The organism is Actinoplanes sp. NPDC000266 (assembly GCF_042899005.1).
Taxonomy (GTDB): Bacteria; Actinomycetota; Actinomycetes; order Mycobacteriales; family Micromonosporaceae; genus Actinoplanes.
In genome coordinates, this window is the sequence record NZ_JBIAZI010000007.1 from 56,483 (window position 1) to 81,902 (window position 25,420).

Genomic DNA, 25,420 nt, shown 5'->3' on the forward strand with positions numbered 1-25,420 from the left:
ACAGCAGGTAGGAGGGGCCGTGGCGCACCGCAGGCTCGGATTCTGGCGGCGGTTCGCGGCCGTGCTGGTGATTCCCGTGCTCAAGGTCTGGACCAAGCGGACCTGGCTCGAGATGGAGAAGATCCCGAAGACGGGCGGCGTGATCCTCGTCCCCAACCATGTGTCGCACTTCGATCCGCTCGTGGTCGCGCACTACATCTACGGCACCGGCCGCTGGCCTCAGTTCCTCGGCAAGGCCAGCCTGTGGCGGGTGCCGGTGATGGGCCCGTTCCTGCGCAAGGTCAAGCAGATCCCGGTCGAGCGCGGCAGCGTCGAGGCCGTGAAGTCGCTCGACGTGCTCGTCGACGCCCTGAACCAGGGCGGCGTCGTGGTCATCTACCCCGAGGGCACGACCACCCGCGACCCCGAGCTGTGGCCCATGCGCGGCAAGACCGGCGCCGCCCGGCTCGCCCTGGTCACCGGCGCTCAGGTGATCCCGATGGCCAACTGGGGTTCGCAGGACATCTTCGATCCGCGCAGCGGCAAGCTCAGCCTGCGCCCGCGCCGCCGGGTGACCGTCACCGCCGGCGACCCGGTCGACCTGAGCCGCTGGACCGGCGCCACCCCGTCGCGGCCCGTGCTCGAGGAGATGACCGAGCACATCATGCGCGACATCAGCGCGCTGCTCGGCACGCTGCGCCACGAGCAGCCGCCCGCGGTCCTCTACGACCGCCCGAAGCGGAAGGCCACCACGTCGGAGGAGAGCGCGTGACGCGGGCCGCGGTCATCGGATCGGGCGCCTGGGGCACGGCCTTCGCCAAGGTGCTGGCCGAGGCGGGCGCCGACGTGACGATGTGGGCCCGGCGCGACGCGGTCGCCACCTCGATCCGGGACAGCCACGTCAACGAGGGCGCGCTGCCCGGCATCAAGCTGCCCGAGCGCATCACCGCCACCACCGAGCTGGCCGAGGCCGTCGCCGGGGCCGGGCTGGTCGCCATCGCGGTGCCGTCGCAGACGTTGCGCGGCAACCTGGCCGAGTGGGCCGGCGCCTTCGAGCCCGGCTCGACCATCGTGTCGCTGATGAAGGGCATCGAGCTCGGCACGACCAAGCGGATGAGCCAGGTCATCGTCGAGACCGCGCACGTCGAGCAGGACCGGGTGGTGGTCGTCTCCGGACCCAACCTGGCGCCCGAGATCGCGGCCGAGCAGCCGGCCGCGACGGTGGTCGCCGGCACCGACGCCGCGCGCTGCCGGGCCGTGCAGCACGCGATGGCGCTGCCCTACCTGCGGCCGTACACGAGCGAGGACCTGATCGGCTGCGAGCTGGGCGGCGCCGTCAAGAACGTGATCGCCCTGGCCTACGGAATGGCGGCGGCGATGGGCCTGGGCGACAACACCCGGGCCTCGCTGATCACCCGTGGCCTGGCCGAGACGGCCCGGCTGGGGGCGGCGCTGGGCGCCGACCCGCTCACCTTCGCCGGCCTCGCCGGTCTGGGTGATCTGGTCGCGACCTGCTCGTCGCCGCTGTCGCGCAACCGTACGTTCGGTGAGCAGCTCGGTCTCGGCAAGACGCTGGAGCAGGCCCAGGCGGCGGCCCGGCAGACCGCCGAGGGCGTGAAGAGCTGCCTGGCGATCCGCGACCTGGCGCGGGCGCACGGGGTGGAAATGCCGATCACCGAGCAGGTCGAGAAGGTCTGCCACGAGGGCGCCGATCCGCGGGTCGCCGTGAAACTTCTGATGGGCCGGGAGATGAAGCCGGAATGAGTTATTCGGATGGCACGCGCGCGGTGCACGCCGGACTGCCCGACCCCGCGGTGGGCGAGCCGTTCCTGCCGGGACCGGTCTTCGCCGCGCCCTATCACCTGGACCCCGCCGACGGTCCCGGGCTGAACGACTACGCCCGCACCCAGCACCCGACCCGGCGCAACCTCGAGTCGGCCATCGGCGAGCTCGAGGGCGGCCGTACGCTCGTCTTCTCCAGCGGCCAGGCCGCCATCACGGCGCTGATGCTGGCCGTGCTGCGCACCGGCGACACCGTGGCCCTGCCCTCGGACGGCTATTTCACCGTCCGCGCCTTCGCCGAGGGCACGCTGCGCGACCTCGGCGTGAAGACGGTCCTGGTGCCCACCGCCGGGCCCTATCCGAGCTTCGAGGGTGTACGCCTCGTACTGCTCGAAACCCCGGCCAACCCGGGCCTCGACGTGTGCGACATCCAGGCCGTGGCCGATGCCGCGCACGCGGCCGGCGCCCTGGTCGCCGTGGACAACACGACCTCGACGCCGCTCGGGCAGACCCCGCTGGCGCTCGGCGCCGACGTGGTCGTCGCCTCGGGCACCAAGGCGCTGACCGGCCACTCGGACGTCCTGCTGGGTTACGTGGCCACCAACGACATCGCGGTGTTCGACAAGGTCGAGACGTGGCGCAAGCAGACCGGCGCGGTGCCGGGCGCGTTCGACGCGTGGCTGGCCCACCGCTCGATCGCCACGCTCGACCTGCGGCTGGCCCGCCAGACCCAGAACGCGGCCGCCGTCGCCGCGTTCCTGGCCTCGCGTGACGATGTGACCGGGGTGCGCTGGCCCGGCCTGGAGGGCGACCCGTCGTACGAGGTGGCCCGGCGCCAGATGCGCCGCGTTCCCGGCGTGGTCTCGTTCGATCTGGGCGACGAGCAGCGGGTGGCCCGCTTCCTGGCCGCCTCGGGCCTGGTCTTCGCGGCCACCTCGTTCGGCGGCGTCCACAGCACGGCCGACCGGCGCGCCCAGTGGGGCGACGACACGTCGCCGGGCTTCGTGCGGTTCTCCTGCGGCATCGAGGACACCGCCGATCTGCTGGCCGATCTGACGGCGGCGCTGGACGAGGCGTGAGCGTGGCCTGGAACAGCTTCTCGGGCGACCAGGTCGCGTCCCTGACCCAGGGGTCGAGCTTCTTCGCGGAGCCGGGCGAGCGGGACTGCCCGGCCTGCGGGGAGCGCCGCCTGCGGGCGTACTTCAACGCGCCCGCGAACGCGCGGCGCCCGACCCTGGTCAGCTACGTGTGGTGCTCGGCCTGCCTGAAGTTCGTCGGCACCCGGGCCAAGCACCCGGAGGGCCTGGTCTTCAGCGACCCGCTGGCCGTGCTGCCCGAGACCGAGCGCCGCGACCTGGAGCGCAGCCTGGTCGGCTTCCTGGCCCATCTGGACCGTCTGTGGGACGAAGGCGTGCTCCCGCAGACGTTCGCCGCCTAGAAATCCTTCTTGCCGTCGTTGGCGCCGTGGGTCTATGGTTCGTTACATGAGTAATGAACCACTGAAGTAGGGAGGCTCGGCGTGTTCCACGACCGCAGCCCGATCTACCTCCAGATCGCCGAGGGCATCAAGAACGACATCCTCAGCGGGGGCCTCGAGGAGGACCAGCAGGTGATGTCGACGAACCAGTACGCGGCGTTCTACCGGATCAACCCCGCCACCGCGGCGAAGGGCTTCGCCCAGCTCGTCGACGAGGGCGTGCTCTACAAGCGGCGCGGGATCGGCATGTTCGTCAGCCCCGACGCCCGGGCCAGGCTGCGCGCCGAGCGGCGCGAGCGGTTCTTCGCCGAGGTGGTCGCCCCGATGCTCGACGAGGCGAAACGGATCGGCATCAGCGTCGACGAGATCGTCAAGCACCTGGGGGAGAAGTGAGCATCGAGATACGCGACCTCACCGTCCGCTACGGCGGGACCGTGGCCGTCGACAGCGTCGATCTCGACCTGGAGGGCGGCAAGATCTACGGCCTGCTCGGCCGCAACGGCTCCGGCAAGACGAGCCTGCTGAGCGCGATCGCCTCGTACCGCAAACCGTCCTCCGGTCTTGTCCGGATCGACGGCGAGGACGCCTTCGAGAACCCGCGCGTGGCCCGCCGCACCAGCTTCGTCCGCGACACCCTCGACCTGAGCGACTCCGACCGCCTCCAGGCGGCGCTCGACCTCGCCGCCCGGCTGCGCCCCACGTGGGATCCGGCGTACGCCTCGCATCTGATCGAGGTCTTCGGGCTGAACCCGCGCAAGCGGGTGTCGGCGCTCTCCCGGGGTCAGCGCTCCGCCTTCGGCGTGGTGCTCGGCCTGGCCGCGCGCGCCCCGCTGACCATCCTGGACGAGTCCTACCTGGGCATGGACGCGGTGGCCCGCACCCTGTTCTACCGCGAACTGCTGGACGACTATCTCCGGCACCCGCGCACGATCCTGCTGTCCACCCACCTCATCGAGGAGGTCGCCGACCTCTTCGAGCGGGTGATCATCATGGATCGCGGCCGGGTCATCGTGCACGACGAGACCGACGCCCTGCGCGGCCGCGGCGTCACCGTCACCGGGCCCTACGAAGCGGTCACCGCCTTCGCGGCCGGGCACACGGTCCTCGGCGAGCAGACCCTCGGCGGCGTGCGCGCCCTCACCCTCGACGGCCGCTTCGGCGCCGGCGACATCGAGCGCGGTGAGGCGGCCGGGCTCAGCTTCGGCCCGATCGGCATCCAGGACCTGTTCGTCCACCTCACCTCGCAGCCGCTGGAGGCGTCGCGATGACCGTGTTCAGCACCCTGTTCCGGCTCTACCGGTTCATCCTGATCGTCTTCTGGGCCATCCTGCTGACGGTCGAGGCGGTCGCCCTGGTCGTCATCAATCGCGCGGCCGGCGAGTCGAGGTTCAGCTTCTGGCTGGTGGTGGCCGGTTCGGCGACCAAATACTGGCCCCTGGTGGCCGGCATCATCGTGATCAGCCTGCACCTGAAACAGTTCGTCGCCAACGGCATCACCCGCCGTGAGTTCCTCGGCGGCCTGGCCCTGTTCGGGGCCGGGCTGACCGCGCTGTTCACGGCGCTGGTCGTCGCCGGGCACGCCGTGGAGAGCCTGCTGCTGGGCGCCCTCGGCCTGCGCGGCGAGACCTACCCCGTCTTCCACGTCACCGGGGCGGTGTCCGAGTTCGGTCATCTGCTGCCGGGCGCGATGGCCTACATGGTGACCGGCATGCTGGTCACGGCCGGCTTCTACCGGTGGAACCCGTGGATCGGTGTGCCGCTGATCCTGCCCAGCGTGATCCCGCTCGCGGTGGCCGACAACCTGATCCGCTTCGACGAGTTCGGCGAGACGCTGCACCGGCTTCCGTACGGGCCGGCGCTGACCGTCACGCTCACGGCGACCGTCGCCGGCTTCCTGGCGATCTACGCGGTTCTGCGCGACACACCGATCCGCCGGACCTCGGGCTGACTACACCCCGTAAAGGCCTGATGAACTGCGAGTTCGCGGCAGACCGGCGGATCCCGGAGGTGGCTCACGCAGAGTAGGGTCACCCCCGGCAAGCCCGCTAGCGAGAGGCCCGAAGAGAAGTGACGACCCCTCGGAAGACCCGAGTCGCGATCGTGTTCGGCGGTCGCAGCACCGAGCACGCGATCTCCTGCGTGAGCGCCGGAGCGATTCTGGGCGCGCTCGACCCGGATCAGTACGAGGTGGTTCCGGTCGGCATCACCCGGTCGGGCCAGTGGGTCCTGGCCGGCGACGACCCCGGCTCCCTGGCCATCGTCGACCGGAAGCTGCCCGAGATCACCGCGGCCAGCGGGTCCGAGGTCGTGCTGGCCAACGCCGAGCTCATCGTGCGGGACCCGGGTGCGGGCGTGTCCTCGCTGGCCGGCGTCGATGTCGTCTTCCCGGTGCTGCACGGCGCCTACGGCGAGGACGGCACCATCCAGGGCCTGCTCGAGATGGCCGGCCTGCCCTACGTGGGCGCCAACGTCTTCGCCTCGGCCGCGGCCATGGACAAGGAGTTCACCAAGAAGCTGGCCGCGGTCGAGGGCATCCCGGTGGGGCCCTACGCGGTGCTGCGCGCGGGCGTCTCACTGTCCGAGGCCGACAAGGAGCGCCTGGGCCTGCCGGTCTTCGTGAAGCCGTCACGCGCCGGCTCGTCGCACGGCATCACCAAGGTGACCGACTGGGCCGACCTCGACGACGCCGTCGCCACCGCCCGCCAGATCGATCCCAAGGTGCTCGTCGAGGCCGCCATCGTCGGCCGCGAGATCGAGTGCGGGGTGCTCGAGAGCGAGGCCGGGGGCGCGCCCGACGCGTCCCTGCTGGCCGAGATCCACGTCGGCGACAACGACTGGTACGACTTCGAGACGAAATACATCACCGGCGGCGGTTACGACCTCCCGGCGGGTCTGCCGGACGAGGTCACCCGCCAGGTCCAGGACTACGCGCGGCGCACCTTCACCGCCCTCGACTGCGCCGGCCTGGCCCGCGTCGACTTCTTCGTCACGGCCGACCACCAGATCTACCTCAACGAGATCAACACGATGCCCGGCATGACGCCGACCTCGATGTTCCCGCTGATGTGGGCGGCCACCGGCCTGGAATATCCCAAGGTGGTCGACCGGCTGGTCCGCACCGCGCTACGCCGCGGCACCGGCCTTCACTGATTACATCCGGTCGGGACGCCGGTGGTCTTCGACTTCACCGTCTGGACCACGGCGTCCGAGAACTCGTTGGCCCACTGCCCGGTCTGCTCGTAGCTGCCCGGTACCTGGACCTGAACGGGAACCTCACGGTCCATCGTGGTGAAGACGTCGGTCGCCGGCAGGTCCTGCCCGTACCAGCAGACGCCGTTCATCTTCAGCATGGTGGCGTCCAGCGGCACACAGCCCGGATGGCCGCCGTCGACCCGCTCGCACATGGTCGGCTGGGGCAGGCCACACGCGACGGTGATGGCCGGCTCCCCGTACGCCGCGTTCTGCTCCGGGCCGGCGCTCACCTTGCGCTGGGGCAGACCGCGGACCTCGGTGGGCAGCTGCGAGGTCACCGCGAGGCAGACCTGGGCCGTACGGGCGTCGAGTTTCGGGGCGTCCATCCGGACCGGAGTGGACGGCGCGACGACCGGGGTGGACGCGCTGGCGGCCGGCTCGGCGGCGGAGGTGTCGCCGTCCGGCGTGATCCTCCAGAAGACCAGGAGACCCACGATCAGAGCCACCGGCACGGCGATGAGGGTGGCCCACAGCGCCGCGCCCTTCGCCGCCGGATCAGGCTTCTTGACCGGGGGGTTCTCCACATCAACCATGTCAGAGGTTTACCACGGAGCAGGTCAGCGTCCGCATGATGCCCGGAACGTACTGGACTTTGCTCACAATGAGGCTGCCGAGGTCGTCGACCGTGTGCGCCTCGGCCAGCACGACCACGTCGTACGGCCCGGTGACGGCGTCCACTCGTACGACGCCCGGTATTTTGCCGATCGCGGCGGCCACGTCATGGGCCTTTCCGACCTCGGTTTGGATCAGGATGTATGCCTGGACCACGCTCTGACTCCATTCCCCACCGCCGTAACCCGAACGTGAAACTACCGTAAAGACCAAGAATGAAAGGCCGTGTACACGTGAGCATTGCCGAGGCCGGCGAGTTCGGGCTCATCGCCCGGGTGGTCGCACGGCTCGAGACCGGCCCGACGACGCTGCTCGGTCCGGGCGACGACAGCGCGATCGTGGCCGCGCCCGACGGTCGGATAGTGGCATCCACCGATGTCCTTGTCGAGGGCCGGCACTTCCGCCGCGACTGGTCCGGCCCGGCCGACGTCGGTCATCGGGCCGCCGCGGCCAACCTGGCCGACATCGCGGCGATGGGCGCGGCGCCGACGGCGTTGCTGGTCGCGCTGTGCGCTCCGCCCGACATGGACATCGCCTGGGCCGAGGATCTGGCCTCCGGCCTGTCGGCCGAGGCGTCCCTGGTCGGGGCGAGCGTGGTCGGCGGCGACATGTCGTCGAGCCCGACCCTGACCATCGCCGTGACCGCACTGGGCGACCTGGCCGGCCAGGCGCCGGTGGTGCGTACCGGCGCCCAGCCGGGCGACGTGATCGCCCTGGCCGGGCGCATCGGCTACGCGGCGGCCGGATATACGGTGCTCTCCCGGGGCTTCCGTACGCCGAAGGCGCTGGTCGAGGCGTACCGCCGCCCGTCGGTCCCCTATGCGGCGGGCCCGGCCGCGGCCCGCGCCGGCGCCACCTCGATGATCGACATCTCGGACGGCCTCCTCCAGGACCTCGGCCACATCGCCAAGGCCAGCGTGGTCGGCCTGGACATCGAGTCGGGCGCCTTCGAGGTCTCCGACCAGATGCGCGACGCGGCCACGGCCCTGGGCGTCGACCCGCTCCAGTGGCTCCTGGCCGGCGGCGACGACCACGCCCTGGCGGCGACGTTCCCGGCCGGGGCCGAGCTGCCGGACGGCTGGCGCCCGATCGGCCGGGTCCACGAGGGGACGGGGATCACGGTCGACCGGAAGCCGTGGAGCGGCCCGCTCGGCTGGGACCACTTCCGCTGAGGCCGGTGGTGTCCCACGCCACGGCGCGGGTCACCGCCGCGCCATAGGGTTGGCCTCGTGCCAGAGATCAAGATCAGGCGGGCCGAGCTCGCCGAGCCCGTGGTCCGCCTGCTGCTCGCCGACGTGATGCAGGAGCTGGCGGACCGCTACGGCGGCAGCGGCGACGACACCCCGATCGACGCGGCGGAGTTCCTCCCGCCACAGGGCGACTTCTTCGTGGCCGACGACGGCGAAAAGCTGGTGGGCTGCGCCGGCTGGCGCCGTCACGGCGAGGACGCCGAGCTCAAGCGCATGTTCACCGCGAAGGCGGCCCGGGGCCGGGGCTTGGGCCGCCGCCTGCTGGCGAAGGTCGAGGAGTCGGCCCGCGAGGCCGGTTGCCGCCGGCTCATCCTGGAGACGGGCGACAAACAGCCAGAGGCGATCGGCCTGTACGAGTCGGCCGGTTACGCCCGCATCGAGGACTTCGGCTACTACGCGGGCGAGGAGGGCGTCCTGTCCTTCGCCAAGCCCCTCTGAGGCTCCCCGTCCCGGTCGTCCGCCCGGTGCTCAGCACCGGGCGCCGGCCCTCCCGCGCTGGGCGGGGCAAACACAACCAGCCCTCCGGCCAGTGGCCGAAGGGCTGGTGGACGAACTCAGGTCAGGCGCGAGTGACCTTGCCGGCCTTGATGCACGAGGTGCAGGCCTTGACCTTGCGGGTCGTGCCGCCACCGGCGGGGGTGCGCACAGACTGGATGTTCGGGTTCCAGCGGCGGTTGGTCCGCCGGTGCGAGTGGGACACGTTGTGGCCGAAGCCCGGTCCCTTGCCACAGACGTCGCACACGCTAGCCACGGGTAACTCCTGGGTCGAAACGAAAACTGAAGGCGCCCAGCGAGCATGGCCGCAGGCAACCCGGCAAGGTTACATGATGCCCGGGCGAGTCGGCGAATCGGTCCTGGCCACTCGCGGCGCCCCGGCAATTGTCAGAGGTGGTTAGTACGATTTTCGCGTGCTCGAGACCCTGGACGTCGCCGCCGTTCGCCGCTGGTGCGGCGGCGGCCTCCAGGCGCTTCGTGCCCATCAGCGCGAAATCGACGAGCTGAACGTCTACCCCGTCCCCGACGGCGACACGGGCACCAACCTGGTGCTCACCCTCACGTCGGCCCAGGAGGCCCTGGACGCTTCAGAGGCGCACGAGGCCACCGGGACCCCTGATTTCCCGGCGTCGCCGTTCGGGAGGCCGGCGGGCGCGATCGGTTGGCCAGGTGCGATCGGTTCGGCGGGTGCGACCGGTCCGGCGGGCGCGATCGGTTCGGCCGGCGCGATCGGCCCGGCCGGCGTGGCCGACCCGGCCGGCGTGGGCGATCTGCCCGACGGCACCCCGCTCGCGCGGGCCATGCGGCGGATGGCCCGGGGAGCGCTGCTGGGCGCGCGGGGCAACTCCGGTGTGATCGTCTCGCAGATCCTGCGGGGCATGGCCGACAGCCTCGCCGCGTCGGCCGCGGTGCGCGGCGCCGAGCTGGCCCGGGCGCTGAGATCGGCCTCCGAGGCGGCTTATTCGGCCGTGGCCCGCCCGGTCGAGGGCACTGTGCTCTCCGTCGTCGCCGCCGCCGCCGAGGCCGCCGCCCGCATAAAATCCGACGACCTCCTGGCCGTGGCCCGCGCCGCCGCCCGCGCCGCCTCGGAGGCCCTGGCCCGCACCCCTCAGCAGCTGCCCGCCCTGGCCCGGGCCGGAGTCGTCGACGCCGGCGGCCGCGGCCTCTGCCTCCTGCTCGACGCTCTGGTCGAGGCCCTGACCCCGGCCGGCGCCCACGACGAGCAAGTTGCCGAGCCGGACAACAAACCCGGCCCCACCAAGAGCCCTTCCCCCGGCGGCACCCCCTTGCCCGCCGCCTCCTCGGTGGGCGGTGACCCTGCCCTCGAGGGCCGTTCCGCGTCCTCGCCCGCCGGTCTTTCCTCGCTGGGCGGTGGCCCTTCTCTCGGTGGTGACTCTGCTCTGGGCGGCGGCGGCTCCTCGCTGGGTGACGACCGGGCATCCGGGGACCGTCCCGCCGGCCTGGTGGTCGCGCGTGAGGCCGGTACGGGTGAGGGGGAGTACGGCTACGAGGTGCAATATCTGCTCGATGCCGAGCCCGAGGCCGTCGACGGGCTGCGGCGGGTGCTCGACGCCCTTGGTGACTCGCTGGTCGTGGTGGGCAGTGGTGGGGCCGGGCGGCAGACCTGGAACGTGCACGTCCATGTCGGGGCGCGGGGGATCGGGCCCGCGGTCGAGGCCGGTGTCGAAGCCGGGCGGCCCCATCGGATCAGTGTCACGCCGCTTGACGACCGTGGGCATGGGCCCGGTGAGGCCGAGCGGCCGGCCAGCGGGCGCGGCGCCGTCGTGGTCGCGGCCGGGGAAGGGCTCACGTCGCTCTTCGAGGCCGAAGGGGCCACCGTCGTCGGGCGTAACCCGTCGACCCGGGAGATGCTCGAGGCGATCACCGCCTCGGGTGCCCGCTGCGTCGTGCTGCTGCCCAATGACGCCAACACCCATGCCGTCGCCGTCTCGGCCGCTCGGGAGGCTGAGGCGGCCGGGGTCCGGGTCAGTGTCGTGCCCACCCGGTCGCCGGTTCAGGCGCTGGCCGCCCTGGCCGTCCGCGATCCGGAGCGGTCCTTCGCCGATGATGTCATCGCCATGGCCGAGGCGGCCGGGGCCTGCCGATACGGCGAGGTCTGCACCGCGCAGCGTGATTCGCTCACCGTGGCCGGGCCCTGCCGGGCCGGTGATCTGCTCGGGCTGGTCGACGGTGAAGTTCACGTGATCGGCGACGATGTGGCCGCGGTCGGTCTCCAGCTGCTCGACCGCATGCTGGGTGGCGGCGGTGAACTGGTCACGCTCGTGCTCGGCGCCGACGCGCCCGACGGCCTCGAGGACAAACTGCGGGCGTACGTCACCCGGGCCTGGCCCTTCGTCGAGCTGCACAGTTACGCCGGCGGGCAACCCCGCTATCACCTGCTGGTTGGAGTGGAATGACCACCATCGACACCCCGCTGGAGAAGGTCCTCGGCGCCAAGACGGCCAAGGCCCTCGCCGACCACCTCGAGCTGCACACCGCCGGCGATCTCGTCTACCACTTCCCGCGCCGCTACGACGAGCGTGGCGAGCACACCGACATGCGCGGCCTCCAGATCGGGGAGCAGGTCACCCTCCTCGCCCAGGTGCAGGGCATCGCCGTCAAGCCGATGCGGCAGCGCCGCGGCAACATGCTCGAGGTCACCATCGGCGACGGCTCCGGCGCCACCCTGACCTGCACCTTCTTCAACCAGGCGTGGCGTGAGCGCGAGCTGCGCAAGGGGCGCTGGGGACTGTTCGCGGGCAAGGTGACCGACTTCCGGGGCAAGCGCCAGCTCAACGGCCCGGCCTACCAGCTGCTCAGCGCCGACGCCACGCAGGACGAGGCGGCCGAGGAGATCGAGGAGTTCGCCGGCGCCCTCATCCCGGTCTACCCGGCCGCGCAGGCCGTGCCGACCTGGGTGATCGCCAAGTGCGTGCGGACGCTGCTCGACACCTTCGAGGCGCCGCCCGATCCGCTTCCGGCGCCGGTGCGGGCCAACCGCAACCTGATCGGCATCGGCAAGGCGCTTCACGAGATCCACCGCCCGTCGTCCAATGAGGCGCTACAAGTCGCAAAATATCGCTTGAAATGGGATGAAGCGTTCGCGGTTCAGGTGACCTTGGCGCAACGCCGGGCGCGAGCCTCCGCGACGGCGGGCCGGGCCCGCCCGAAGAAAGACGGCGGCATTCTGGCCAAGTTCGACGCCGGTCTGCCGTACGAGCTGACCGACGGCCAGCGCAGCGTCGGCGAGGAGATCGCGGCCGACCTGGCCCAGGCCCACCCGATGCACCGGCTCCTGCAGGGCGAGGTGGGTTCCGGCAAGACCCTCGTCTCGGTGCGGGCCATGCTGCAGGTCGTCGACGCGGGCGGTCAGGCCGCCCTGCTGGCGCCGACCGAGGTGCTGGCCACCCAGCATTTCCGCGGCATCGGCGCGCAGCTGGGCGCGCTCGGCCGGGCCGGCGAGATCGACGGCGACCCGGCCGGCACCCAGCTCACCCTGGTCACCGGTTCGCTCGGGGCCGCCGCGAAGAGGGCGGCGCTGGCCAAGGTGGCCGACGGCACGGCCGGCATCGTCGTGGGCACGCACGCTCTGCTGTACGAAGGGGTCGACTTCCACGATCTCGGACTGGTGGTCGTGGACGAGCAGCACCGGTTCGGTGTCGAGCAGCGTGACGCGCTGCGGGCCAAGGCCGCCACCCCGCCGCACGTGCTGGTGATGACCGCGACCCCGATCCCGCGCACGGTGGCCATGACCGTCTACGGCGATCTCGAGACCTCGGTGCTGTCGCAGCTGCCGCGTGGCCGCTCGCCCATCGCCTCCCATGTCGTGCCGCCCGAGAAGCCCGCCTTCCTCGACCGGGCCTGGCGACGGTTGCGCGAGGAGGTCCAGGCCGGCCATCAGGCGTACGTCGTCTGCCCGCGCATCGGCACCGGCGCGTCCGAAGAGGAAGAGGAGCCGCCGGGCGACAACGAGCCGGCCCGGCGCCCGCCCCTGGCCGTGATGGACGTGGCGCCGATCCTCGAGGAGGGCCCGCTGCACGGCCTGCGGATCGCCGTCCTGCACGGCAAGCTGCCGGCCGACGAGAAAGACGCGGTGATGCGCCGCTTCGCCGCCGGCGACCTGGACGTGCTGGTGGCGACCACGGTGATCGAGGTCGGGGTCGACGTGCCCAACGCGACGGTGATGGTGATCATGGATGCCGATCGGTTCGGCGTGTCCCAGCTGCACCAGCTGCGGGGCCGGGTCGGCCGGGGCTCGGCGGCCGGCATCTGCCTGCTCGTCACCGAGTCGGTGGAGGGCACGGCGGCCCGCGAGCGGCTGGACGCGGTGGCGTCCACCACCGACGGCTTCAAGCTCTCCGAGATCGACCTGGAGCAGCGCCGCGAGGGCGACGTGCTGGGCGCCTCGCAGTCCGGCAAGCATTCCCATCTACGGCTGTTGTCGCTGCTGCGCGACACCAAGCTCATCACCGACGCCCGGGCCGAGGCGGCCGAGCTGGTCGGTGACGACCCGGACCTGTCCAAATACCCCGCCCTGGCGGCCTCGGTGGCCGCGTTCGTCGACGAGGAGCGGGCCGAATATCTGGAGAAGGGATGATCCTGCACATCTGCCCCCGGGCCGCCTGGGACGAGGCGGTCGCGGTGGGGACGTACGAGGCCGACTCGCTGGCCACACAGGGCTACATCCACTGTTCGACGGCCGCGCAGGTCAGCGGCCCGGCCAACTTCCTGTTCCACGGCCGGCGCGACCTCGTGCTGCTGGAGATCGACGAGGACCGGCTGCCCGTGCCGGCCACCTGGGAGCAGGGCGATCCGCCCAAGCCGGACGGAGAGCTTTTTCCCCATCTGTACGCCGCGTTGCCCGTCAGCGCCGTGGTGGCCGTCCATCCGTACGACCCGGAACCGGATGGGTCCTTCCAGCCGCCACGGATATGAAAAAAGCGCCCCGGCCGAAGCCGGGGCGCTTTTCGTCAAGCAGCTATCAGGCGGTGAACTTCAGCTTGCGACGACGCGCGAGGATGAAGAGCACGGCGCCCGCGGCGAGCAGAGCAGCCGCGCCGGCCGCGATGCCACCAGCGGCGGCACCGGTCAGCGGCAGGGTCTCCTCGTCATCGCCGCCACCCTGGCCGGGGGCCGGGGCGGGGGAGGTGCTGGCGCTGGCGGACGGGCTCGGCGAAGCGCTGTTGCACTCGGCCGGCTTCTCCTCGTCGTCCCACTTGATCGCCTCGAACTCCTCACCCTTGAACTTCGGGGTGACCTCGAGACCCTTCTCGCCCTTGAAGGTGACCTGCTTCTTCTCGCCCGGCTTGGCGACGATCGTCTGAGCGGCGCCCTTGTTCGGGGTGAAGGTGACCTCGATGGTGGTCTTGCCCTTGGTGTTGTCCACCTGGAAGATCAGCGAGTCACAGGTGACCTGGTAGCCACCCTCGAAGTTGTCCTCGGGCTGCTGGCAGTCCTTGGGCTCTTCCCACTTGCCGACGAGAACCGGCTTGTCGCTGCTCTTCTCGGTGACGACGACCTTGCCGGCGTTCTTGGCCGGGATCGAGACGGTGACCGGCTCCTCGCCGACCTTGACCGTCACGTTCTTGGTGAAGTCGGTGCCGACGATGGTGAACTCGGCGTCCTTCTTGGCGTCCTTGCCGTTGGACAGCGTCACGGTCACGCCGTCACAGCTGGAGGCGAGCTGCGCGTCCGGCTTCGGGGCGTCCTTGGTGCAGGTGCCGTCGAAGGTCACCGTGCCGGTGGACGGCTTCGGCTCGACCCACCAGTTGCCGTCCTTCTCCTTCCACATGGCCTTGACGGCCAGCGTGACGGATTCGGTGCCACTGGCGACCTTCTGGGTGCCCAGGACCGGCTCGCCGCTCTTGAACGGGAAGTCGGGACCCTCGGTCTCCTTGATGCCGTCGATGGTGCCTTCCGGCGTCACCTTGACCTCAGCCAGCTTGAACGGCTGCGCCTTGTAGACACCGACCGCGTCGACGGACCAGTTGATGGTCCAGTCGCCGGTGGCGGTGTCACACGTGGGGGTGCCCTTGACCACGCTGTGGTGGGCGCTGGCGGGCGACGCGAAGAACGCGACACCGGCGAGGCCGATGAGCGTTCCAGCGACCACGGCGGTGGAACGCCGCAGCTTGGACTTCAGCAGGTTCACGCCTACTCCTGTAACTGGGGAAAAACGTTCAGGGGTGTGCGTAAGGAAGCGGCGAGCCGTCACCGAGATGGAGAATGGGCGATGGCCTGCGACAACGCCTCCCCACGTCGTCGGCCGGCGCCCGGTGGAGGACGCCTGCAACAGCGCCTGACCATAGTCACTAATGCCTATCTAGGAAATCCCTCAGAGGATCCTAAGGGTGTTGTTGCCGATTCGTGATCTTCGCTTAACTGAGGGAATTTGACCCAACGCTGAGCGTGGTGATGCTCTGCGCATTTGTTCACTCGCAGGCCACAATGAGTAAGTAGTCAAGTAGTTTCCGAAGCGTGTTCATCGCAGAATCGCGTGAGGCGTCATGACCCGGATCATCGCGGGGGCGCACGGCGGCCGGCGGCTGTCCGCGCCCGCCGGCGCGCTCACCCGGCCCACATCGGACCGTGTGCGCGAGGCGTATTTCAGCGCACTCGATTCGATGACGGATCTTTCCGGCGTTCGCTTTCTTGATCTTTATGCCGGGTCGGGGGCGGTCGGGCTCGAGGCGCTCTCGCGCGGCGCGAGCCACGCGCTTCTGGTCGAGGCGGACGGCCGGGCCGCCCGCACGATCCGCGACAACATCGTCGCGCTGCGCCTCGGCGGCGCGGCCCGGCTCGTCACCGGCAAGGTCGCCCAGGTCCTGGCCTCGCCGCCGGACGGCGGACCGTACGACGTGGTCTTCGCCGACCCGCCCTACGCGGTGACCGACCGCGAGGTCACCGAGGTCCAGACGGCGCTGGTCGAGCTCGGCTGGCTGGCCCCGGACGCGGTGGTCACCGTGGAGCGTTCGACCCGGGGCGCGTCGATGAGCTGGGTGGACGGCATCACCGCGGATCGCAGCAGGCGTTACGGGGAGACCACTCTTTGGTACGGTCGCCGATCATGAGACGAGCGGTGTGTCCCGGCTCCTTCGATCCGGTCACCAACGGCCACCTCGACATCGTCGGGCGGGCCAGCCGGCTGTTCGACGAAGTGATCATCGGCGTGTTGATCAATCAGTCGAAAACCGGCCTGTTCACCATCGAAGAGCGCATCGAGATGTTGCGGGAAGCGACGTCTTCGTACGCCAACGTCCGGGTGGCCTCGTTTCACGGGCTTCTCGTCGATTTCTGCCGTGCGCAGGGCGCGGCGGTGGTTGTCAAGGGTCTGCGCGCGGTCAGCGATTTTGATTACGAGTTGCAGATGGCGCAGATGAACATCGGGCTCTCCGGCGTGGAGACACTGTTCATGCCGACCAACCCGCTGTACTCATTCCTGTCGTCGAGTCTCGTCAAGGACGTGGTGAAGTGGGGCGGCGACGCTTCGGCGTACGTCCCGGACTTCGTCGGCGAGCGTCTGGTGACACGCCTCAAGCAGAACTAGGGGCGCACCGGCGCGCCGGTGCCTCCTTCTGCGGTGACCCACGCAGTACCGTGAGCGAACCACGTGGAAAGGCAGGGACCGGTGGATCCGCTCGACCGTATCGACGAGATCATCGAGCTCGTGCAGGAGTCGCGCTCCGTGCCCATGTCGCGGACGAACTTCATGTTCGACCGCAACGAGATGGTCGAGCGCCTCGACGAGCTCCGCTCCGAGCTGCCCAGCGAGCTGCGCAAGGCCGCGGCCGTGCTGGAGGAGCGCGACCGGATCATCGAGGCCGGCCGCCGCGAGGCTGACCGGATCATCAGCGAAGGTGAGACCGAACACGCCCGGCTCGTCTCGGTCAACGAGATCACGGTGTCGGCCGAGCACGAGGGCGCCCGGATCATCGCCGAGGCCCGCACGGAGGCCCAGCGCCTGCGTGAGGAGGTCGACGACTACGTCGACACCGCCCTGGCCAACTTCGAGCAGTTCCTGACCAGGGCACTGGCCTCGATCGAGCGCGGCCGTGACAAGATGCACGCCCTCCGCGAGATCGGCAACTTCCAAGGGGAAGATAGTGAACGGCCGCTGCCGTTCTAGTTCCTGCGCGGGGGTAACCCCGGATTCGACGGTACGGCGGCAGCTCAGGTAACCTTTTCTGTCGGCCTACCCAGGCTGAGGAACAACGATGCCCAAGTCACCACAGAGTCACCTCGATCCCAGGCAGCCGCTCGTCGTCGACACGACGAAACTTCCGCGCCAGCCTGGTGCGACGCGTGCCCTCAAGCGGGTGATCCCGGCCCCGGCGGACCTCGGACTGGAGTTGCTCTCGGTTCCCGAGGGGTCTGACGTCGAGCTCGATCTCGTGCTCACGTCGGTCTCCGAGGGGGTGTACGTCAGCGGTAACGCCCGCGGCTCGCTGGTCGGCGAGTGCGGTCGGTGCCTGAACGAGATCAACGAGTCCTTCGAAGTCAAGATCGCGGAGTTGTTCGCCTACGCGGACAGCACCACGGAGGAGACGACCGACGAGGACGAGGTGGGCCGGATGCAGGGCGACCTGCTCGACCTGGAGCCGGCTCTGCGGGACGCGGTGGTGCTGACCTTGCCGACGAACCCGCTGTGCCGACAGGACTGCCCAGGCCTGTGCCCCGACTGCGGGGTGCATTTCGACGACCTTCCGGCTGGTCACAGCCACGAGGAAGTCGATCCCCGCTGGGCCGCTTTGCGTAACCTAACGAATACCGAGGAGTAAGCCGTGGCCGTCCCCAAGCGCAAGATGTCGCGCAGCAACACCCGGTCCCGCCGGGCGAACTGGAAGGCGACCGCGGTGCAGACCGTGGCCTGCCCCCAGTGCAAGTCGCCGCACCTGCCCCACACCGCGTGCGGGGTCTGCGGCACGTACAACGGCCGTCAGGTCCTCGAGGTCTGAAACCGCGTTTAGGTGACGCGCCCGATCATCGGGCGGGTCGCACCTGCGCATCGGCGTCCCGGTGTTTCGGTCTCCCCGCAGCAAGCTGCCGGGGAGCCGGGCACCGCGCGGATCGCCGTCGACCTCCTCGGCGGGGACAGTGCTCCCGCCGTCGTGGTTGACGGCGCTCTGCGTGCCTGCCAGGCCGACCCCGCCCTTCACCTGCTGCTCGTCGGACCGGCCGAGGCCGCCGACGAGTTTCTTGACGCCTTCGACCCGGCCGAGCACGGCCGGGTCGCTCGCATGCCCATAGCGCCGGGTGAGCGCGTGGAGAGCTGGGTCGAGTCGGGCGTCCGCTCGGCCGTGCTGGCCGTCGCCCAGGGCGAGGCCGACGCGGTGATCTCGGCCGGCAACACCGGCGCCACCGTGACCTCGGCCGCCCTCGGCCTGGGGCGATGGCCGGGTGTACGGCGCCCGCCGCTGGCCGCCGTGCTTCCCGCCCGCGCCGGGCGTCTCGTTCTGCTCGACGTGGGCTCGTCCGTCGACCCGGACGAGGAGACCGTGGCCATGCACGCCCGGCTCGGCGCCGCGTACGCCTCCGTCGTGCACGACGTCGCCGCTCCCCGCGTGGGCCTTCTCACCATCGGCACCGAACGGGGCAAGGGCGACCGGCTGCGCCGCGCCCTCCCACCCCTGCTGGCCGGCCTCGATCTGCCGGGCGGGGCCCGGTACACCGGGCTGGTCGAGGGCAACGACGTCGTCACCGGCACCGTCGCCGACGTCGTCGTGACCGACGGATTCACCGGCAACATCCTGCTCAAGGGGCTCGAGGCGGCGTACGCCGAACTGGGGCCACCCGCCACCGGCGCACCGCCCCCGCGCGCCGCCCTCCTGCTCGGCGTCGCCGGCACCGTGGTGGTCTGCCACGGCGCCGCGTCCGGGCCGGACGTCGCCGCGGGCATCGCGTTCGCCGCCGACCTGCACCGCCGGGCCGCCGTCGCGGCCATGGCCGACATGATCGAAGCACAACGAGGTGTCTGAAGATGAGTGACAAGCGCCGCCGGCCACCGACCCTGCCCCTCGAGGAGGCGTTCGGCGTACCGATCGAGCCCAATCTGCTCGAACGCGCGCTCACCCACCGCTCCTACGCGTACGAGAACGGTGGCCTGCCGACCAACGAGCGGCTGGAGTTCCTCGGCGACTCGGTGCTCGGCGTCGTGATCACCTCGGCGCTGTTCCACAACCACCCCGACCTGCCCGAGGGGCAGCTGGCCAAGCTGCGGGCGAGCGTGGTCAACATGCACGCGCTGGCCGACGTGGCCCGCGGCCTCGGGCCCGAGGGGCTCGGCAAGCACCTGCTGCTGGGCAAGGGCGAGGAGACGACCGGCGGCCGCGACAAGGCGAGCATCCTGGCCGACACCCTGGAGGCCCTGCTCGGCGCGATCTACCTGGACCACGGGCTGGACACCGCGGGCGAGGTGATCCACCGCCTGTTCGACCCGCTGATGGTCGAGTCGGCCAGCCGGGGGGCCGCCCTCGACTGGAAGACCAGCCTCCAGGAGCTGACCGCCGCCCTCGGCCTGGGCGTGCCCGACTACGTGATCGAGGACTCCGGTCCCGACCACGCCAAGACCTTCACGGCCTGGGTCGTGGTGGCCGGTGAGCGCTACGGCGGTTCCGAGGGCCGCAGCAAGAAGCAGGCCGAGCAGCGGGCCGCCGCGGCCGCCTGGCGCATCCTCACCGAGCGCACCGCCGAGCCGGACGGCGCTCTGCTGGACAAGGCCGAGGAAAAAACGGAAGAAAAAGACACCGAGTGAGCGTCGCGGTCGAGGAGCGCCCCCGGCTCTGGGACGCCGCGGGCGCCTGGCGGGGCGTCGGCACCGCGATCGGGATCTTCGCGCTCACCCGCGTCGCCCAGCTCGTCGTCCTGGGCTGGCTCGACGCCGCCTCCGACGATCCCGTCGGCATCCGCAACCGGCTGCTCGTCTGGGACGCCGGCTGGTTCCTGAAGGTGGCCGTCAACGGCTATCCGCACGAGTACACGTACGACCTGGCCGGCCGGCTCCAGGGCAACGAGCTGGCCTTCTTCCCGGTCTACCCGCTGCTGATCCGGGCCGTGGCGTCGGTCGGCATACCGGCCTCGACCGCCGCCCTCATCGTGAGCTGGGTGGCGTCGGTCGGCATGGCGATCGCGCTGCACCTGCTCGGCACGTCGCTCTACAACAAGCGGGTCGGCTGGGCCCTGGTCGCGATCTGCTGCACGGCCCCCGTTTCGATCGTCTTCTCCATGGCGTACTCCGAAGCGGTCTTCCTGGCCCTGGTCGCGGGCATGCTGGTCGCCGCGCACCGCAAGGTGTGGTGGGCGGCCGGACTGCTGGGCGTGCTCACGGCGCTGAGCCGGCCCACCGGCGCGGCGGCCGCGGTCGCCCTCGCGGTCGCCGCCCTGCTCGCCGTGCGCGACGATCGCCGGCAGGCGTGGAAACCCCTGCTGGCGGCGGGGGTCGCGCTGGCCGGGGTGCCGGCCTTCCTGGCCTGGGTCGGATGGCGCGTCGGTGATCCGGCGGCCTGGTTCCGCATCCAGGCGGCCGGGTGGGGCACGGCCTTCGACTACGGGGCCAGCACGGTTGAGTTCCTGGCCACCACGCTGAGCACGGGCGACGGCTGGGTGCCGATCAGCGTGGCCTTCATCCTGCTGGCCGCGGCGGCCGCGGCCTGGGTGGCGCTGGCCGGGAAGCCCTGGCCGCCGCTGGCTGTTTACGGATTGATCGCCATGGTGCTCGTCTACGGGCAGGCCGGCTTCTACCATTCGAAGCCGCGGCTGCTCGTCCCCGTACTCTTGACGCTGCTTCCCGCGGCGATCGCCGCCTCCCGGGCCCGGCCCCGGGTGGCGATCCTGTCGATCATCGCGTGGGCGGCCTTCGGCCTCTGGTACGGCGCCTATCTGGTGGCCGTCTGGCCGTACACGCTTTAAGAAGGAGACCCGCGGTGCCCGAACTGCCCGAGGTCGAGACCGTCCGGCAAGGCCTGGCCAAGTGGGTGACCGGCCGGACGATCAGGACCGTCGAGGTGCACCACCCCCGCGCGATCCGCCGGCACCTGCCCGGCGACGCGCACTTCATCGCGCTGCTGACCGGCCGGACCGTCGTGGACGTGTCCCGTCGCGGCAAATATCTGTGGTTCCCGCTCGACTCCGGCGACGCGCTCATCGGCCACCTCGGCATGAGCGGCCAGCTGCTGATGCAGCCGGCCGACGCCGAGGACGAGAAGCACCTGCGCATCCGCTTCACCTTCACCGACGACGGCCCCGAGCTGCGCTTCGTCGACCAGCGCACCTTCGGCGGGCTGTCGCTCTCCGAGGGCGGCGCCGAGCTGCCCGACGAGATCGCGCACATCGCCCGCGACCCGATGGACCCGCTCTTCGACGACGAGGCGTTCGTCGCCCGGCTGCGCGGCAAGCACACCGAGATCAAGCGGGCCCTGCTCGACCAGACGCTGATCTCCGGCGTGGGCAACATCTACGCCGACGAGGCGCTGTGGCGGGCCCAGCTTCACGGCGCACGGCCGACAGATCAACTGACCAGGCCGGCCGTACGCCGCCTCCTCGCGCACGTCCGTGACGTGCTCGGCGAAGCGATCGTGGCCGGCGGCACCAGCTTCGACGAGCTGTACGTCAACGTGAACGGCGAGAGCGGCTACTTCGACCGGGCGCTCAACGCGTACGGCCGGGAGGGCGAGCCCTGCCACCGCTGCGGCACGCCGATCCGCCGCGAGCAGTTCATGAACCGCTCGTCGTTCAGCTGCCCCCGCTGCCAGCCCCGCCCGCGAACGATCCGGCACTGATGTACGGGCTGGCGTCGGTGGCCAGCCCGAAACCGGCGCCGCGCCGGCCCATCAGCCGGCGCGCGGCGGTGAGCAGCGCGGTCGGCACGCCGTGCACGATGTGGCCGTCCCCCGGGCGTACACCGTCGCCGTCCCAGCTCTGATAGGCCTCCCACGGTCCTTCGAACGTGCAGATCCGCACGCCGAGATCCCGGTAGAGCGGGTGCGTCGGCACGCCCGGGTTCAGCACCACCCGGTGCAGCCCGCGGCGGGCGGCGAGCCGGATGGTCAGGGCGACCGGGCCGACCCCGCCGGAACCGGCCGGGGCACGGTCGAGGAAGAGACCCTCGGCGCCGTCCTCGCGCCAGGCGTCGACGTCGGCCAGCACGTCGGCCAGGGAGCGGCTGCCCCAGTCGAGATCGATGCGGCCCAGCGACTGGTGCAGGCTGCGGCGCTCGCCGGGCAGGTCCCGGACGATCCAGGTGTCGCCGTCCAGCGGCAGCTCGGGCGACGGGTGCGCGTACGGGGGGAAGAGAGTCTTCACGAGGTTCTCCGTTGGTCGGCGGCGGTCATGGAGTTCTCTGGTCGTCGGCGGCGGTCATGGTGACGACCAGCAGGCCGGCCAGGTGGGTCGCGGCGAGCACGGCCACGGCGTCGGGCAGGGGGCCGGCGGCGGGCAGCGGAAGGATCGGGAGGGCCAGCACGGCCAGCGGGGGCGCGGCGGCCAGGGTCGCGGCGAGACCGGTACGCCCGCGCGCGGCCAGCAGGAAGGTGACGGCGAAGACGCCGCCGAGCAGGGTGCCGCCGGCCAGGCCGAGCACGTCCTCGCCGTCGTCGGCCGGAAGCTGGTAGGCGCCGACGGCCAGGGCCACCCCGACGGCGAGCGGCGGCAGCAGCCCGGCCAGCGTGATCAGGGTGACGCCGCGGACGTGCTTGCGATATCCGGCCTGGTCGGTCGTGGTGTCGAGCCCGGCGTCGACCTGGTCGGTGTGCCAGCCGATGAGGGCCTCGAGAATCGGCACAGCGAGCAGCAGCGGAAGCCAGAACGGCGCGGTCGAGCCGGACGGCCCGGCCTGCCAGAGCAGCCCCACGCAGATCGCCTGGGACGCGCCGATCACCCCGAACATGCCGCCGCGCCGCAGCTCGGCCCCGGTCGGGCGGGGCATCCGGCCGCGCAGCCCGGGAATGACCACCGGCCGGAACGCGCGCACGGTGGCCACCACGATCGCGGCCGGCAGCAGCGTGCCGATCGGCAGCTCGTCGGCGACCGACTCGCCGGCCAGCCCGGCCAGCGTCGCCGCGGCGAGCAGCCAGCAGGGCAGGCTCCACCCGGCCAGCGCCGCCTCGGAGCGGGTGACCAGGGCCGCGGTGACCGTGGCGAGACTGGCCAGGCCGCCGAGGCCGATGACCAGGGCCAGTCCGCGTTCCGGGCCGACCAGGGCGGCCGGCGCGACCCAGACCAGGGCGCACCACAGTGCCGAGACCGCACTGAACCCGTATCCGACCAACCGCGCGGCCGCCGACGGCCCGGCGTGCCGCGCGACGGCGGCGCCGGTGCTGGTCAGGGCTTGGGCGGCCGACCATCCGAGCAACAGGGCGGCGATCGGCACCGGCCAGGCGACCCGGCCCAGAGGCTCGGCCGCGGCCACGGCCACGCTGAGCGGCCCCAGATAGAGAGCACAGCGCAGGAGAGCCGACCGGAGATACGTGCGCCGAGCCGGCGCCCGGCGCGACCGAGGCTCGGCCGCCGCCCGGCGTGATCGGGTCGTGGCTACCGCCGAAGCGTGGCGAGCCGGGAGGTCGGTTGACGCTGTTAAGTGGCGTGCGGAGGACTCGCTGTCCGGAGTGAGGTCGGTGGCCGGGTTCGGGGCCGGGTCGGGCAGCAGGCTTATCGCGTGCCGGGGCGGTGCCGGGACGCGGTGCCTTCTCTTGCCCGGCGTGTGCGTGCGCGGGCGCGCGGGGGTGATCGTCATCTGTCCTCCCGGACTAGCCAGCGGAGTGTGACCGGCGGTTCCGACCGGGGAGCCGGGACCGCGAGCGCCAGTTCGAAGGCGGCGGCCGGCGGGGGCGCCGCGAGATCGGTGTAGAGGGCGCCGTAGACGCGGACCACCCGGTCGTTCGTGAAGTGGGTGAGCGCGCGCCGGCGGGCCGCGTCGCCCAGCTGGCGGCGGCGCGACGGCGACCGCAGCAGGTCGGTGACGGCGATCGCCAGCTCGGCCGGGTCGTCCGGCTGCACGAGCACCCCGGCGTCGCCGAGCGTCTCGGCGGCCGGGCCGACGTCGACGCCGACCACCGCGCGGCCCGACATCATGGCCTCGATCAGGCGGTACGGCGGGTCGGCCGGCCCGGGCACGTGCGCCACCACGTGCCCGGCGGTGTAACGATCACGGGGGTCGGCCGGCAGCGGGTGCAGGCGCACGGCCCGGCCCAGCCGCATCCGGTCGATCTGCTCGGCGCAGTGGTCCTCGTGGGCCGCGGTCACGCCGACCAGGTGCAGGACGGTCCCCGGTACGGCCGCCACGACCTGCTCGAACGCGGCCAGCAGCGGGGTCAGGCCGCTGTCCGGGCCGCCGCTGCCGGCCCACACCACAGCGGGCTCGGTGTCGAGCTCGGCCGCGCCCGGATATTCCGACGGGTCGACCCCGGCCGGCACCTGGACCAGCTTGGTCGCCTGGGCGCCGTGCCGTAGCGCCCAGCCGTGGTGATAGGCGCTGAGCGGGGCGATCAGCCCGGCCTCGGCGTATCCGGTCCGGGCGACGGCTCCCCGGAAGCGGCGCAGCACCGTGCGGACCGCCGGGGAGAGCCGCTCCTCGTGCGGCTTGTGCCGGGCGACCGGCGTGCGGGCCTCGGTGAGCAGCAGCGGCGTGCCCGTGCGCCACCGGCCGGCCAGGGCGGTGAGCAGCGGCGTCGTGCCGCCCACGCAGTGCACCAGGTCGGCCTCGGGCATCGGCACGGCGAGCGCTCCGAGCGCGTGCCGCAGCAGCGTGGCCGCCGTACGGGCGTCCCGCGTGCTCAGCCGCCCCTCGGCCCGCCAGGCCCCGGCCAGCGCGTCGGCCAGCGGTAACGAGGCCAGGAGGGCGGGCCGCTCCGCGATCAGCTCCGCGACCTGCCGGAGCCCTTCCGAGAAGACGACGTCGGCCGGCACACCCCCGACCTCGCGATCATCCCCGGCGGCGCGGCCACCCTCAGCCCCGCGCCCCTCCCCGGCTTCGCGGCCGTCCCAGCGGTCGTCCCGCCGGAGGCCTCCGGGGCCGTTCGAGCTTTCGCGGTCGTCCCAGCGGTCGTCCCGCTGGAGGCCTCCGGGGCTGTTCGAGCTTTCGCGGTCGTCCCAGCTCTCGCCCCGGCGGAGGGTTCCGGCCGGGCCTTCACCCAGCAGACCTTGGCTGAGCAGGCCCGCGGCGGCGCGGAGGCGGTCGTCGGCATCGCCGCGGCGGCGTTCGGGGCGGGTGGTTGACCGGGTGACGGCGACGGCACGGGCCGAGCGCACGTTGAAGGGCAGCGGGTACGCGGGAGCGGACGGCGGCTCGCGGTCCGTGACGGTGAGCAGTTCGAAGCGGAACCGGCGCAGCCCCTCGACGAGGGTGCGGCACCAACCGCTGAGCGCGTCCCGCCGGTACGGGTACCCGCCGCCGGTGAGCAGGCAGACTCGCTCTCGCGACGGGGTCGGATTCACGATGGGGGCAACGACGGACCGCCGCCGGGCGCGGGAGCGTGTCGGGTAGGCGACACAATTGGACGGTTTTCATCCGATTTGCCTACCCTTATGACAAAGATTGTCCGGATTCGCGTTTCACGGGCCGTTTTGGATCTTTACTAGCGCC

At 71.6% G+C, this 25,420-nt stretch carries 29 protein-coding genes; 22 read left to right on the top strand and 7 right to left on the bottom strand.

The annotated features are described in order from the left end of the window. Positions 1-19 precede the first annotated feature (19 nt). The 8 genes from ACFY36_RS27700 to ACFY36_RS27735 all read left to right on the top strand — a co-directional run bounded on the left by ACFY36_RS27700 (position 20) and on the right by ACFY36_RS27735 (position 6,388). Positions 20-751, top strand: coding sequence for a lysophospholipid acyltransferase family protein (locus tag ACFY36_RS27700; protein WP_499748843.1), 732 nt, complete (start codon positions 20-22; stop codon positions 749-751). Then, entirely contained in the window at positions 748-1,743 is a 996-nt protein-coding gene (locus ACFY36_RS27705) for an NAD(P)H-dependent glycerol-3-phosphate dehydrogenase (RefSeq protein ID WP_499748844.1), read from the top strand. Before ACFY36_RS27700 ends, ACFY36_RS27705 begins: the two co-directional genes overlap by 4 nt. After that, positions 1,740-2,840: a cystathionine gamma-lyase gene (locus ACFY36_RS27710; protein ID WP_499748845.1), complete on the top strand. Its 1,101-nt coding sequence runs from the start codon at positions 1,740-1,742 to the stop codon at positions 2,838-2,840. The genes ACFY36_RS27705 and ACFY36_RS27710 overlap by 4 nt, the downstream gene beginning before the upstream one ends. Next, the gene (locus ACFY36_RS27715) at positions 2,837-3,199 is read left to right on the top strand and encodes a hypothetical protein (protein ID WP_498691880.1); all 363 of its coding nucleotides are present in this window, start codon (positions 2,837-2,839) and stop codon (positions 3,197-3,199) included. The genes ACFY36_RS27710 and ACFY36_RS27715 overlap by 4 nt, the downstream gene beginning before the upstream one ends. A gap of 81 nt (positions 3,200-3,280) precedes the next feature. Continuing rightward, positions 3,281-3,631 (top strand): GntR family transcriptional regulator, encoded by a 351-nt coding sequence (locus ACFY36_RS27720; protein ID WP_499748846.1) that lies wholly within the window; start codon positions 3,281-3,283, stop codon positions 3,629-3,631. Beyond that, positions 3,628-4,506, top strand: a complete 879-nt coding sequence (locus ACFY36_RS27725; protein ID WP_499748847.1) for an ABC transporter ATP-binding protein — start codon at positions 3,628-3,630, stop codon at positions 4,504-4,506. The genes ACFY36_RS27720 and ACFY36_RS27725 overlap by 4 nt, the downstream gene beginning before the upstream one ends. Beyond that, positions 4,503-5,186 (top strand): hypothetical protein, encoded by a 684-nt coding sequence (locus ACFY36_RS27730; RefSeq protein WP_499748848.1) that lies wholly within the window; start codon positions 4,503-4,505, stop codon positions 5,184-5,186. The genes ACFY36_RS27725 and ACFY36_RS27730 overlap by 4 nt, the downstream gene beginning before the upstream one ends. 119 nt (positions 5,187-5,305) lie before the next feature. Then, positions 5,306-6,388 carry a D-alanine--D-alanine ligase family protein gene (locus ACFY36_RS27735; protein ID WP_499748849.1) on the top strand — a complete coding sequence of 361 codons (1,083 nt, stop codon included), beginning with the start codon at positions 5,306-5,308 and terminating at the stop codon, positions 6,386-6,388. Here ACFY36_RS27735 and ACFY36_RS27740 read toward each other — a convergent pair. Both ACFY36_RS27740 and ACFY36_RS27745 read right to left on the bottom strand, forming a co-directional pair. Further along, positions 6,382-7,023, bottom strand: coding sequence for a DUF3515 family protein (locus ACFY36_RS27740; RefSeq protein WP_499748850.1), 642 nt, complete (start codon positions 7,021-7,023; stop codon positions 6,382-6,384). The genes ACFY36_RS27735 and ACFY36_RS27740 overlap by 7 nt on opposite strands. A gap of 1 nt (position 7,024) precedes the next feature. Continuing rightward, the gene (locus tag ACFY36_RS27745; RefSeq protein WP_097318348.1) at positions 7,025-7,258 is read right to left on the bottom strand and encodes an Lrp/AsnC ligand binding domain-containing protein; all 234 of its coding nucleotides are present in this window, start codon (positions 7,256-7,258) and stop codon (positions 7,025-7,027) included. A gap of 59 nt (positions 7,259-7,317) precedes the next feature. Here ACFY36_RS27745 and ACFY36_RS27750 point away from each other — a divergent pair, with 59 nt between their 5' ends. Together ACFY36_RS27750 and ACFY36_RS27755 are read left to right on the top strand one after the other, a co-directional pair. Then, entirely contained in the window at positions 7,318-8,274 is a 957-nt protein-coding gene (locus ACFY36_RS27750) for a thiamine-phosphate kinase (protein WP_499748851.1), read from the top strand. 57 nt (positions 8,275-8,331) lie between these two features. Further along, positions 8,332-8,790, top strand: coding sequence for a GNAT family N-acetyltransferase (locus ACFY36_RS27755; protein WP_499748852.1), 459 nt, complete (start codon positions 8,332-8,334; stop codon positions 8,788-8,790). Between the two features lie 121 nt (positions 8,791-8,911). On the opposite strand, the gene rpmB is transcribed toward ACFY36_RS27755, so the two are convergent. Next, positions 8,912-9,103 carry a 50S ribosomal protein L28 gene (gene rpmB / locus ACFY36_RS27760; RefSeq protein WP_097318353.1) on the bottom strand — a complete coding sequence of 64 codons (192 nt, stop codon included), beginning with the start codon at positions 9,101-9,103 and terminating at the stop codon, positions 8,912-8,914. 157 nt (positions 9,104-9,260) lie between these two features. On the opposite strand from rpmB, the gene ACFY36_RS27765 reads away from it, so the two are divergent. Genes ACFY36_RS27765 through ACFY36_RS27775 form a run of 3 tightly spaced genes read left to right on the top strand, consistent with a single transcriptional unit; the run spans position 9,261 to position 13,782 of the window. Then, positions 9,261-11,264, top strand: a complete 2,004-nt coding sequence (locus ACFY36_RS27765) for a DAK2 domain-containing protein (RefSeq protein WP_499748853.1) — start codon at positions 9,261-9,263, stop codon at positions 11,262-11,264. After that, a complete protein-coding gene (gene recG / locus ACFY36_RS27770; RefSeq protein ID WP_499748854.1) occupies positions 11,261-13,444 on the top strand; it encodes an ATP-dependent DNA helicase RecG in 2,184 nt (727 codons plus the stop codon). The genes ACFY36_RS27765 and recG overlap by 4 nt, the downstream gene beginning before the upstream one ends. Next, a complete protein-coding gene (locus ACFY36_RS27775) occupies positions 13,441-13,782 on the top strand; it encodes a DUF952 domain-containing protein (RefSeq protein ID WP_499748855.1) in 342 nt (113 codons plus the stop codon). Before recG ends, ACFY36_RS27775 begins: the two co-directional genes overlap by 4 nt. 46 nt (positions 13,783-13,828) lie before the next feature. Here the strand turns inward: ACFY36_RS27775 and ACFY36_RS27780 are convergent, their stop codons facing one another. Then, complete coding sequence (locus ACFY36_RS27780; protein ID WP_499748856.1) at positions 13,829-14,998, bottom strand: cell wall anchor protein; 1,170 nt, start codon at positions 14,996-14,998, stop codon at positions 13,829-13,831. A 355-nt stretch (positions 14,999-15,353) separates the two neighbouring features. Between ACFY36_RS27780 and rsmD the strand changes: the two genes are divergently transcribed. From rsmD to mutM, 9 genes are all read left to right on the top strand, one after another. Then, a complete protein-coding gene (gene rsmD, locus ACFY36_RS27785; RefSeq protein WP_499748857.1) occupies positions 15,354-15,917 on the top strand; it encodes a 16S rRNA (guanine(966)-N(2))-methyltransferase RsmD in 564 nt (187 codons plus the stop codon). Next, entirely contained in the window at positions 15,914-16,393 is a 480-nt protein-coding gene (gene coaD / locus ACFY36_RS27790; protein WP_097318367.1) for a pantetheine-phosphate adenylyltransferase, read from the top strand. Before rsmD ends, coaD begins: the two co-directional genes overlap by 4 nt. 81 nt (positions 16,394-16,474) lie before the next feature. Beyond that, complete coding sequence (locus ACFY36_RS27795; RefSeq protein WP_097318369.1) at positions 16,475-16,972, top strand: ATP synthase subunit B family protein; 498 nt, start codon at positions 16,475-16,477, stop codon at positions 16,970-16,972. 88 nt (positions 16,973-17,060) lie between these two features. Beyond that, on the top strand, positions 17,061-17,624 hold the full coding sequence (locus ACFY36_RS27800) for a YceD family protein (protein ID WP_499748858.1): 564 nt from the start codon (positions 17,061-17,063) through the stop codon (positions 17,622-17,624). Positions 17,625-17,627: 3 nt separating this feature from the next. Beyond that, positions 17,628-17,801, top strand: coding sequence for a 50S ribosomal protein L32 (gene rpmF / locus ACFY36_RS27805; RefSeq protein ID WP_097318372.1), 174 nt, complete (start codon positions 17,628-17,630; stop codon positions 17,799-17,801). A 111-nt stretch (positions 17,802-17,912) separates the two neighbouring features. After that, positions 17,913-18,821, top strand: coding sequence for a phosphate acyltransferase PlsX (locus ACFY36_RS27810; RefSeq protein ID WP_499749314.1), 909 nt, complete (start codon positions 17,913-17,915; stop codon positions 18,819-18,821). Positions 18,822-18,823: 2 nt separating this feature from the next. Continuing rightward, positions 18,824-19,597 carry a ribonuclease III gene (gene rnc, locus ACFY36_RS27815; RefSeq protein WP_499748859.1) on the top strand — a complete coding sequence of 258 codons (774 nt, stop codon included), beginning with the start codon at positions 18,824-18,826 and terminating at the stop codon, positions 19,595-19,597. Next, on the top strand, positions 19,594-20,751 hold the full coding sequence (locus tag ACFY36_RS27820; protein ID WP_499748860.1) for a mannosyltransferase family protein: 1,158 nt from the start codon (positions 19,594-19,596) through the stop codon (positions 20,749-20,751). The genes rnc and ACFY36_RS27820 overlap by 4 nt, the downstream gene beginning before the upstream one ends. Positions 20,752-20,765: 14 nt before the next feature. After that, positions 20,766-21,620, top strand: coding sequence for a bifunctional DNA-formamidopyrimidine glycosylase/DNA-(apurinic or apyrimidinic site) lyase (mutM, locus tag ACFY36_RS27825; protein WP_499748861.1), 855 nt, complete (start codon positions 20,766-20,768; stop codon positions 21,618-21,620). On the opposite strand, the gene ACFY36_RS27830 is transcribed toward mutM, so the two are convergent. Genes ACFY36_RS27830 through ACFY36_RS27840 form a run of 3 tightly spaced genes read right to left on the bottom strand, consistent with a single transcriptional unit; the run spans position 21,574 to position 25,272 of the window. Then, positions 21,574-22,143, bottom strand: a complete 570-nt coding sequence (locus ACFY36_RS27830; protein WP_097318384.1) for a spherulation-specific family 4 protein — start codon at positions 22,141-22,143, stop codon at positions 21,574-21,576. The genes mutM and ACFY36_RS27830 overlap by 47 nt on opposite strands. Positions 22,144-22,168: 25 nt before the next feature. Then, the gene (locus ACFY36_RS27835; RefSeq protein ID WP_499748862.1) at positions 22,169-23,572 is read right to left on the bottom strand and encodes a hypothetical protein; all 1,404 of its coding nucleotides are present in this window, start codon (positions 23,570-23,572) and stop codon (positions 22,169-22,171) included. Continuing rightward, positions 23,569-25,272, bottom strand: coding sequence for a DUF3492 domain-containing protein (locus ACFY36_RS27840; RefSeq protein ID WP_499748863.1), 1,704 nt, complete (start codon positions 25,270-25,272; stop codon positions 23,569-23,571). The genes ACFY36_RS27835 and ACFY36_RS27840 overlap by 4 nt, the downstream gene beginning before the upstream one ends. Positions 25,273-25,420: the final 148 nt, after the last annotated feature.